The organism is Pseudonocardia kongjuensis (assembly GCF_039526905.1).
Taxonomy (GTDB): Bacteria; Actinomycetota; Actinomycetes; order Mycobacteriales; family Pseudonocardiaceae; genus Pseudonocardia; species Pseudonocardia kongjuensis.
The window spans coordinates 1-8,727 of the sequence record NZ_BAAAJK010000013.1 but is presented as its reverse complement, the minus strand read 5'-3'; the positions used below and the strand labels follow the sequence as shown (position 1 = coordinate 8,727).

General features: G+C 72.8%; 10 protein-coding genes and 7 tRNA genes. 5 read left to right on the top strand and 12 right to left on the bottom strand.

Features of this window, described 5'->3' with window-relative positions; all coding sequences use genetic code 11:
• Positions 1–16: 16 nt before the first annotated feature.
• On the top strand, positions 17–163 hold the full coding sequence (locus ABD160_RS16560) for a TetR-type transcription factor C-terminal domain-containing protein (RefSeq protein WP_344023443.1): 147 nt from the start codon (positions 17–19) through the stop codon (positions 161–163).
• A gap of 8 nt (positions 164–171) precedes the next feature.
• Here the strand turns inward: ABD160_RS16560 and ABD160_RS16555 are convergent, their stop codons facing one another.
• From ABD160_RS16555 to ABD160_RS16520, 8 genes are all read right to left on the bottom strand, one after another.
• Entirely contained in the window at positions 172–1,173 is a 1,002-nt protein-coding gene (locus tag ABD160_RS16555; RefSeq protein WP_344023349.1) for an LLM class flavin-dependent oxidoreductase, read from the bottom strand.
• A 157-nt stretch (positions 1,174–1,330) separates the two neighbouring features.
• Positions 1,331–1,405, bottom strand: a tRNA-Val gene (locus ABD160_RS16550).
• Between the two features lies 1 nt (position 1,406).
• Positions 1,407–1,478, bottom strand: a tRNA-Cys gene (locus ABD160_RS16545).
• Positions 1,479–1,507: 29 nt separating this feature from the next.
• A tRNA-Gly gene (locus tag ABD160_RS16540) sits at positions 1,508–1,580 on the bottom strand.
• 144 nt (positions 1,581–1,724) lie between these two features.
• Positions 1,725–1,799: transfer RNA gene (locus ABD160_RS16535), tRNA-Val, on the bottom strand.
• A gap of 1 nt (position 1,800) precedes the next feature.
• A tRNA-Cys gene (locus tag ABD160_RS16530) sits at positions 1,801–1,872 on the bottom strand.
• Between the two features lie 51 nt (positions 1,873–1,923).
• Positions 1,924–1,996, bottom strand: a tRNA-Gly gene (locus ABD160_RS16525).
• A gap of 153 nt (positions 1,997–2,149) precedes the next feature.
• Positions 2,150–2,578, bottom strand: coding sequence for an SsgA family sporulation/cell division regulator (locus ABD160_RS16520; protein WP_344023347.1), 429 nt, complete (start codon positions 2,576–2,578; stop codon positions 2,150–2,152).
• Between the two features lie 275 nt (positions 2,579–2,853).
• Here ABD160_RS16520 and ABD160_RS16515 point away from each other — a divergent pair, with 275 nt between their 5' ends.
• From ABD160_RS16515 to ABD160_RS16500, 4 genes are all read left to right on the top strand, one after another.
• Entirely contained in the window at positions 2,854–3,531 is a 678-nt protein-coding gene (locus tag ABD160_RS16515; protein ID WP_344023344.1) for an RNA polymerase sigma factor, read from the top strand.
• 26 nt (positions 3,532–3,557) lie between these two features.
• On the top strand, positions 3,558–4,541 hold the full coding sequence (locus tag ABD160_RS16510; protein ID WP_344023342.1) for an anti-sigma factor: 984 nt from the start codon (positions 3,558–3,560) through the stop codon (positions 4,539–4,541).
• Positions 4,542–4,678: 137 nt separating this feature from the next.
• Complete coding sequence (locus ABD160_RS16505; protein ID WP_344023340.1) at positions 4,679–5,101, top strand: TIGR02611 family protein; 423 nt, start codon at positions 4,679–4,681, stop codon at positions 5,099–5,101.
• Positions 5,102–5,163: 62 nt separating this feature from the next.
• Positions 5,164–5,235, top strand: a tRNA-Val gene (locus tag ABD160_RS16500).
• A gap of 97 nt (positions 5,236–5,332) precedes the next feature.
• Here the strand turns inward: ABD160_RS16500 and ABD160_RS16495 are convergent.
• From ABD160_RS16495 to ABD160_RS16480, 4 genes are read right to left on the bottom strand one after another with little or no spacing between them, the layout of a single operon-like run.
• Positions 5,333–6,571: a tyrosine-type recombinase/integrase gene (locus ABD160_RS16495; protein WP_344023338.1), complete on the bottom strand. Its 1,239-nt coding sequence runs from the start codon at positions 6,569–6,571 to the stop codon at positions 5,333–5,335.
• Positions 6,571–6,762: a helix-turn-helix domain-containing protein gene (locus ABD160_RS16490; protein ID WP_344023336.1), complete on the bottom strand. Its 192-nt coding sequence runs from the start codon at positions 6,760–6,762 to the stop codon at positions 6,571–6,573. Before ABD160_RS16490 ends, ABD160_RS16495 begins: the two co-directional genes overlap by 1 nt.
• A gap of 20 nt (positions 6,763–6,782) precedes the next feature.
• The gene (locus tag ABD160_RS16485; RefSeq protein ID WP_344023334.1) at positions 6,783–8,315 is read right to left on the bottom strand and encodes a replication initiator; all 1,533 of its coding nucleotides are present in this window, start codon (positions 8,313–8,315) and stop codon (positions 6,783–6,785) included.
• Positions 8,315–8,632 carry a hypothetical protein gene (locus ABD160_RS16480; protein ID WP_344023332.1) on the bottom strand — a complete coding sequence of 106 codons (318 nt, stop codon included), beginning with the start codon at positions 8,630–8,632 and terminating at the stop codon, positions 8,315–8,317. Before ABD160_RS16480 ends, ABD160_RS16485 begins: the two co-directional genes overlap by 1 nt.
• Between the last annotated feature and the right edge of the window lie 95 nt (positions 8,633–8,727).

Below are 8,727 nucleotides of genomic sequence, written 5' to 3'. Positions count from 1 at the left end.
CCCCCCCCCCGGCCGGGTGGTGCGGGCCCTGCTCTCGCTGGGGGTCGATCTCGTGCGCTGGTACCGGCCGGACGGCCCGGACTCGCCCGAGCAGCTCGGCCGGTTCTACGCCGATCTCGCCGTGAGCATGGTCTCCGCGGTCCCCGGCCCGCAGCCGGGCTGAGACCCGGCTCAGACCGTCGCGACCGCGCGTGCGGCCTCCAGGAACCGCTCCAGCTCGGAGCGGGTGTCCGGCCCGCAGGGCTGGAAGACGATCTCGGTGACACCCTGCGCGCCGAGGTCCTCGATCTTGCGCCGGACCTCGTCGCGGGTGCCGCTGATGGTGGCGTCGCGCAGCAGCACGTGCCCGCCGGCGGCCCAGGCGGCCCGGTCGGCGTCGTTGAGCTCGACGCAGTGGCCCGCGTGCACGGCCAGGTGCCGCTCGCCGCCGGCGGTGCGCTCGACGGTGTCCATCCAGGCGTCGCCGCCGGGCAGAGCGCGGACGGCGTCGGGGCCGCCGAACTCGTAGGCGCCGTGGTAGGCGAGTGCCCAGCCGGGCCCGCCCGCCGCGCGGACGCGGTCGGTGTCGACGCCCTCGTCGTCGTCCAGCACGGTGCCCCACACCAGGAACGCCGCCCACGGGTGGTCCTTCATGAACTCCGGGGCCTGCAGGGTGGCGTACAGGCCGTCGCCGAGCTCGCGGGCGACCGCGTCGCCCTTCGGGCCGAGCGCGCCGACGAGCACCGGGACGTCGACCGGGCGGGCGGGGGAGTGGCCGTCCGGGTGCAGCATCTGCATCCGGGCGCCCTCCCACTCGACGACCTCGCCGCGGAGCAGGCCGCGGTAGGCGCGGATGTAGGAGTCCATGAAGGCCCAGGTGATCGCCCGGTAGCCCATCGCGCGCCGGCCGGTGAACCCGGTGCCGAAGGAGACCGCGACCCGGCCGGGGGCGAGTGCGGCGAGGGTGGCGGTGCCCGCCGCGTTCACCATCGGGTGCCGCAGGCTCGGGACCAGCACGCCCGGGCCGAGCCCGATCCGCTCGGTCCGCTCGGCGGCGAGCGCGAGGGTCATCCACACGTCCGGGCTCTGCTGCGGGGTGTCGTAGACCCAGGCCCGGTCGTATCCCAGCTGCTCCGCGAGCGCGATGTCGTCCGGCGAGCCCAGGCTCGTCGGGAAGGCGCACGACACCTCCATTGGTGTCCTCCGTTCGTTCCGGGGTGGGCCATGTCACGACCGCTGACTAAGCGCATAGTCACCGCCGGACGGGGTCGTGTCAAGCGGGCGGCGCAGCATGCCCCCGGAACGCCGAGAACCCCCTGACCGACGCCGTCGATCAGGGGGTTCTCGCTGGTGGTGCGCGATACTGGGATTGAACCAGTGACCCCTACCGTGTCAAGGTAGTGCTCTCCCGCTGAGCTAATCGCGCGAGGCGGCGGCGGGAATCGAACCCGCGTACAGGGCTTTGCAGGCCCTTGCCTAAGCCACTCGGCCACGCCGCCGGATTCCCGACTCGTTCCGAGACCGGCCGAGCGGACGACGGGACTCGAACCCGCGACCCTCACCTTGGCAAGGTGATGCGCTACCAGCTGCGCTACGTCCGCATCGCACCGTTCCCCGGTGCGTTGGGAGAACACTAGCGCACGGTCCGTGGCGGGGTGCGAGGGGGGTCGGTCATGATCGACCGGCCGCGACGGGGTCCGGGAAACGACGAGGTCCCCGGGTCGTGGCGACCCGGGGACCTCGGATGGTGCGCGATACTGGGATTGAACCAGTGACCCCTACCGTGTCAAGGTAGTGCTCTCCCGCTGAGCTAATCGCGCGAGGCGGAGGCGGGAATCGAACCCGCGTACAGGGCTTTGCAGGCCCTTGCCTAAGCCACTCGGCCACTCCGCCGGAACCGGTGCGATCCCGCTGGAAGGTCCCGGCTCAGGGGCCGATCCTCCGAGCGGACGACGGGACTCGAACCCGCGACCCTCACCTTGGCAAGGTGATGCGCTACCAGCTGCGCTACGTCCGCACGAGCACCGCATCTCCGGCTGGTAGCCGGTCCACGGTGCGGTGAGAGGACACTAGCACCCGCCCCGAGGGGGGAGCGGTCACCCCCCTCTCCACCACCGGATGTCCTCTCACGTGCGGAGATCGACTCCGCCCGGTGGTGGGGTGCGTCGGCTCAGTCCCGGGCGGTCGTGTCGAGCAGGTCCGCGAGCGCGGCGTCGAAGTCGAGCCAGGAGTACTCGGCGGCGGCCGGGACGGCGTCGTAGGTCGCCTGCAGGAACTCCGAGAGGGTCTGCGCCGAGGTGGTGAACAGCGCGTGCCCGGACGGCGAGGTGAGCTCGAGCTCGATCCGGGTGGGGTCCTCGCTCATCGGCTGGACCCGGACGTCACCGGTGCCGGCCGAGTCGACCAGGCCGTCGGCGAGCAGGTCGCGGGCGAAGACCCAGTCGACCGTGGTGTCGTGTCCGGTCCGGAACGAGGCCTGGACGGCGTAGGGGTCGCGGCTCGTGTAGGACAGTTCGACCTTCACGGGCACGACCGGCGCGTCCGGAGCGATGAGCTCGAACATGGCCGTCGCCCGGATCGTCTTGGACTCGTCGCGCATCGGTCATCCTCTTTCGTGGGGCGTTGCGTGGGGCGTCAGTCGGGAGAACGAGCAAGCGGCCCCTGGGGTGACGGGTCCGGTACGCATCAACGTGGATCACCACGGGATGACGCCCGATCGAGTCACAACGGTGTAACTCCCCGCTGCGGACACGCGGCTGAACGGGCACTCTGCCGTCCTGGCGTGTGAGGCGGACGGCCGCCGGCGACTACTCTCGCCGGAGTCCGAACCGTTCGGACACAGATCCCGAAGACTGCAATGTGAGGACAACGCTGGTGGCAGGCATCGCCGACCCGCCGGAGCGTCCGGAACACGGGCGGCCCGGTGACGGTGCCGCGCGCCGTGAGCCACCGCGTCGTGACGACGCCGGCGACGCCCGGCTCGTGGAACGGATCGTGGCCGGGGACTCGACCGCACTGGGTGAGCTCTACGACCGGTTCGGGCGGCAGTCGTACTCGTTGGCGCGACGGATCTGCGCGGACGAGGGACTCGCCGAGGACGTCGTGCAGGAGGTGTTCCTGGCCTTCTGGCGGGACCCGTCCCGGTTCGACCCGAACCGCGGACGGTTCGGCACCTGGCTGCTCACCCTCGTGCACCACAAGTCGGTGGACGCGGTCCGCCGGGAGAGTGCGATCCGGCGACGGAGCGTGCCCGCCACCGAGGACGGCGCCGAGTGGAACGCCCAGCCCGGCCCGGGCGCCGACGAGGACGCGATCGGCTCGGTGGTCGCCGTCCAGGTGCTGGACGCGCTCGGCACGCTGCCCGCCGAGCAGCGGCAGGTGCTCGCGCTGGCGTACTACGGCGGCTACACCCAACGCGAGGTGGCCGCGATGACCGGGGTGCCGCTGGGCACCGTCAAGTCCCGGATGTTCACCGGGGTGGCGCGGCTGCGGAACCTGCTGGGACCGGCGGTCGCGGACGCCGGTGGCGATCTCTCCGGAGGAATGTCGTGAACGGGAACGAGAGGAGGCACTGTCCGATGGCCGAGCAGACGGTCGGATGGGCCCTGCACGCTCTCGAGCCCGACGAGGAGTTCGAGGTCGTCGAGCACCTGCCCGGCTGCGCGGAGTGCCGCCGGACGGCCGCCGAGGTCGCCGACGTGACGACCGGCCTGGCCACGGCGCTCCCGCAGTACGAGCCGCCGCCCCGGCTGCGCGAGTCGATCGTCGAGCAGGCCCGGCGGACGCCGCAGGTCGGCCGGGGCGCCGGTGAGCGTCCGGTGCCGGGGGACCGGCTCGGCCCGCCGCCGCAGGCCCCGCGGCACGCACGCAGGCAGCCCGGCCCGCCCGCCGACCCGGCGTCCGGCCGGTTCCCGCCGCCCTCGGCCGTGCCGCCGCCGGTGCCGGCCGGGCCGCCGCGCCCGGAGCCGGTCGGCGGGCCGCGCCAGGGCCCGGCGCCGGGACCGGGGCCGACGCGGCCCGGGCGGCCGGACGGCGGTGCCGGGAGCGGTCCCGGACGGGCCGGCCGGAAGCCGCGCCGCGCCGGACGGGTGCTGGTCGCGGCCCTGGCCGCGCTCGCCGTCGTCGTCGGCGGGGGTGTGGTGCTCACCGAGTTCCAGAGCATGCGCGCCGAGCGGGACGCGAGCATCGCGCAGGCCCGGCAGATGGAGGGCGTGCTCACCGCGCTCGCCCAGCCCGGCACGTCGCACGCGTTCCTGGCCCCGGAGGCGGGCGAGCCCGCCGTCGCGGCGGTGCTGGTGCACGACGGCGGCCGCGAGATCGTGCCGATGGGACTCGAGCCCAACCAGGTCGACGCACAGACCTATGTGCTGTGGGGGCTCGAGGCCGACGGGACCCCGCGGGCACTCGGGACGTTCGACGTCCGGTCGGGGACCGTCGGACCGTTGTCAGTAGCATCGGTCGACGGAGAGGCGTTCGGTACGTACGCCGTCTCGCTGGAGCACGGAAGGGAGGCCCCTTCCGAGCCCACGGCAGTAGTCGCGGCTGGGCAGGTGGGGACCTGAGTACGACGGAGCAGAACGACGCCGGTGCACCGGCGGCGGGGCAGCAGAGCCGCCGCCGGTACACCGGGATCCGCAAGTGGTTCCGGCGGACCAAGGTCCGCTACCGGGCCTTCCGCGCCGAGGTCGCCTGCCGGCCCGTGCTCGACCTGAGCTACCGGATCACCGCCGGCGTGCTCGGCACCGCCATCGTGATCCTCGGGATCATCGCGCTCCCCGCGCCCGGCCCCGGCTGGGCGATCATCTTCCTCGGTCTCGGCGTGCTCGCCGCCGAGTTCCGCTGGGCCAAGCGGCTGCTGCACTGGGTGCGGGTGCGCTACGACGCCTGGGTGGCCTGGATGCACCGGCAGACCCGGCCGGTGCAGCTGCTGGTGATGACGCTGATCCTGGGCGTCGTCGCGGTGTGCGCGTGGCTGTTCGGGGTGTTCGACACCGTCGGCGGATGGGTCGGGATCGAGTGGGCCTGGCTGGAGTCGCCGCTCAAGCCGATGATGGGGCCGCCGCCGGTCGGGCCGGCGCCGGGCGGGATGCCTGCACCGGGGGTCGTGCCGGAGGTGCGGTGATCGGGACCGACCCCCCGCGGTGGGTGGGGGAGCGGGCTGTGTAAAGTACGGGACACCGCTGAGGGCGATTAGCTCAGGGGGAGAGCGCTTCGTTCACACCGAAGAGGTCACTGGTTCGATCCCAGTATCGCCCACAGTCAAAACCCCTGGTCACAGCCTCGTAAGAGGTTCGGGACCGGGGGTTTTCTCGTCCCCCGGGTCGGGCAGGCAGCGAGGAGGCAGCAGCGGTCATCAGGCACGCTGCCCGAAGTCCACGGCCCCGCTGCCGTCGTCCGGGTCCTCGTCGTCGAGGGCTTGGAGGATGCGCGCGGAGTTGTCGGTCCGCCGCGTGTAGAGGTCCAGCGTCGTAGACGAGCGCTCGTGCCCCAGGACCCGCTGCACCATGTTCGGCGGGACGCCGTCGTCGACGAGCCAGGTGGTGTACGAGTGGCGCAGGTCGTGGAAGCGCAGCCCGTCGGCGCTGCTGCGGGCGACCTCCATGACCGCCTGCACGTACGTCGGCGCGGTCTCCGTGTGCTGGTTGCCGTCCCGGTCGAGCCAGCGGGCCCGGAACAGCTTCGGACCGACCTGGACCACCGACCCCAGAAGGCCGGCCCGGACGAGCGACGGCCGCCAGACCCGCGAGCGGAAGATCGTCCGGCCCAGCGGTCCGCCGAGCTCGTTCGCGAAGATCGGCGATGTCGACTCCTGCGGCCAGCGGCGCAGGTGCTCCCGGATCGCAGTCACGACCCACTGGGGGAGCGGGACGACGCGACGGCCTGCCGTCGACTTCGGGAACGGCTTGAAGCTCCGCTTGCCCGCGACCTCGATCACCGTGCGCACGATGGACACCGTCCCGGCATCGAGGTCCACGACGTCCTCCCGCAGACCGGCGACCTCACCCCAGCGGAGGCCGGCCCCGGCGGCGGTCGCGACGAGAGCGCGGTGACGTTCGGGCACGGCGGGCAGCAGTACGCCGCGCAGGTCCTCCCGGCTGATCACACGCTCGTCGGTGTCCTGCCGCCGCCGCTTGGGGATTCGGACGTCCGTCGCCGGGTTGAAGGCGATCAGCCGGTTCCGCACCGCGGAGCGCAGGACCGCCGAGGTGAGCCGGTACGCCTCGGCTACGGTCGCGCGGGACCGGGTGCGTCCCAGCTCAGTGACCCACTGCTGCACGGACAGGTGGTCGATCTTGGCGAGCTGCCAGTCCGCCCACTGGGGCAGGACGTGGGTACGCATCACCGATCGGTCCCGAGCCGCGGTGGTCTGTTCGGTGTTCCAGGACGCGGCCCACGCCTCGGCGTGATCGCCGAACGTCATCCGGCCCGCGTGCGGGGAGACGTAGGTCCCGTGGCTCTTGGAGGTCTCGGTCTCAGCGAGGAAGGCGCCGGCCTCCTTCTTGGTTCGAAACGTCTTGGAGCGCTGCCGTCCGGTGGGATCGCGCCAGAACGCTTTGTAGCGCCCACCGTCGGTCTTGCGCACGAACCCCATCAGGCCACGCCCCGAACGGTCGCCCTGGTCTCGCCGTCCAGCCAGGCGTGGAACCTGTTCCGCGGGATCAGCCATCGGCGGCCGACCCGGATCGCCGGGATCTCGCCGTTCCGGACCTGCTCGTACGCGACCCCTCGGGCGACGCCGAGCATCTCGGCGACCTGCTCCACGCTGTAGGTCAACTGCTCCACCGGTCTCTCCTTCCTCGTCGTCATGCGGTGGTCGTGCTCAGTTCCTCGCGGGCGGTGCGCCTCCTGGCGCGGGCCTGGGCCGCGGCGGTGTTGGCGAGCAGGGCGTCGGCGGTGGTGTGCCAGCCGATCCCGGCGAAGTGCAGCGCGGAGATGACGACCTCGGTGGTGTCCTCCCCCTCGTCCAGACGCTCGACGTCGTCGGCGGTGGGGCGGGGGTTGGCGTGGTCGCGCTGCCAGTCCCGGCGCGCCTGCCGCAGCGCGGTCAACGTGGTGGAGTAGCGACGGGAGCGGGTGGAGAAGTGGCCGGCGAAGCCGAGCATGTGCGCCCACCGCCAGAGCCGGCCCCAGGACGTCGACCACTCGTCGGAGTCGTAGCCGCGGGGGCGTTGTCCGAGGCGCCAGCAGGCGTCGATCTGACGACCGGCGTGGGTGGTGTGGTCGGTGTAGGAGCGCACCGTGTCCGGTCGCAGCCGGGTGGAGAGGTGCCCGGCGGTCTCGGTGGCCTTGGTGGCGTACTTGGCCAGGTAGGCCGCGACGGCGGTCGTGGTGATCTCGGCGCGGTCGTCGAGGTCGCGGGGGGCGAGCCGGACGGGGCGGGGCTCGACCTGCTCGCCCCAGGCGATGTGCCAGCCGTGGGGGCGGTAGGGGTGCGGCGCGGTATGGAGCGACGTCTCGGTGACAGCTCCGCGGAGCAGCAGCGCCACCTGCGCCGCCGAGATTCCGGGTGGGGGCGGCAGGGTCAGGTGGGACAGGTTCGGGTCGGGGTCGCGGCCGTCGAGCCGGACCAGGGCGTGCAGGTGCACGGCGCCACGGGCCTGGAACTCAGCGACCTTGGTGTAGGACAGCCGGAGCTTGGCGTCGGTGAGCTTCTCGAGCTGACGGAGGTTGCGGGTGGCGGCGATCATCGTGCGCCGCCACAGCTCGCCGACGTGGAGGTTCCAGACGGCTTGGTGGGGGTGGTCGTAGCAGTCCAGGCACAGCGGCCGGCCCACGGGCGGGTCGTCGGCGGCGTGGCGTTCCCAGCATGAGTGCGACACGTCGTGCTCGCAGCTCGTGTCGTCGCGGCGGGGCCGGCAGGGCAGAGGCCGGCCTTTCCGGTCGGTGCGGTGGGAGTGGACCGGGCCGAACGAGGGGGCGGTGACGGTCAGGAACACGCACGGGTGCCCGGCCACGGACGCGGGGGTGCCTTTGCCGCCGACGAGGCCGGCGGTGACGAGCTGGAAGGTGTCAGCCCGGTAGGTCTCCGCGCACGAGGGGCAGACGCTCGCGCGGCGGTTGCCGCAGGCGGTGTAGATCAGCCCGTCGGGCATCTCCGAGGTGTGGCGTTCTGAGGTGATCCGGCCGGTGGCCTGTTCGACGCGGAACACGGTGCCGGACAGCCGGATCGGGTGGGCGCATCCGGCGGCGGGGGTGACATGGCGCAGCCAGCCCGCGAAGTCCTCCCGCCGGGATGCAGCGGTGACGAGGTCGGTGGCGGGGGTGGTTCCGGCCAGGCGGGACAGGCGTCGCGCCGCGAGGCTGTCGACGGTCGCCGAGCCGTGGCCGGTGCCCATCACGCCACCCGAGCCACAGCGGTGCGGGTGTACTCGCGGGCGGTACGAGCCCAGTCGGCCGCAGCGTGCAGGGCGCCGGCCTCGGCGTCGGACACGGCCGCGATGTAGACGACGGGGACCGAGTGGTCGGCGACGGTGGCGCGGGCGAGCACAGCCCACCAGCGGGCGTCGCGGGCATGGAGCGCGGCAAGGGCGCCGGCCCACTCGGTGGCGGTGAGGGCACCGCGGTCGTGGCGGGCGCTGACCTGACGGCGGGCAGCCGCGCATCGGCGCAGCCCGGCGTGGACCAGTTCGGCCGTCGTCGGGCGGGTGCTCATGGCACACCGCCGGTGGCGTCGTCGAGGTCCTGGGCCTGTCAAGATCTCTGTGTAAGTCGATCCAGAAATTGTCAGGACAGGTAGGGACTGAGACG

Excerpts from the sequence above, each read along its gene's own strand:
- ABD160_RS16510 (WP_344023342.1), top strand. The coding sequence starts at position 3,558 with ATGGCCGAGCAGACGGTCGGATGGGCCCTGCACGCTCTCGAGCCCGAC.
- ABD160_RS16495 (WP_344023338.1), bottom strand. The coding sequence starts at position 6,571 with ATGGGGTTCGTGCGCAAGACCGACGGTGGGCGCTACAAAGCGTTCTGG.
- ABD160_RS16480 (WP_344023332.1), bottom strand. The coding sequence starts at position 8,632 with ATGAGCACCCGCCCGACGACGGCCGAACTGGTCCACGCCGGGCTGCGC.
- ABD160_RS16485 (WP_344023334.1), bottom strand. The coding sequence starts at position 8,315 with ATGGGCACCGGCCACGGCTCGGCGACCGTCGACAGCCTCGCGGCGCGA.
- ABD160_RS16520 (WP_344023347.1), bottom strand. The coding sequence starts at position 2,578 with ATGCGCGACGAGTCCAAGACGATCCGGGCGACGGCCATGTTCGAGCTC.
- ABD160_RS16555 (WP_344023349.1), bottom strand. The coding sequence starts at position 1,173 with ATGGAGGTGTCGTGCGCCTTCCCGACGAGCCTGGGCTCGCCGGACGAC.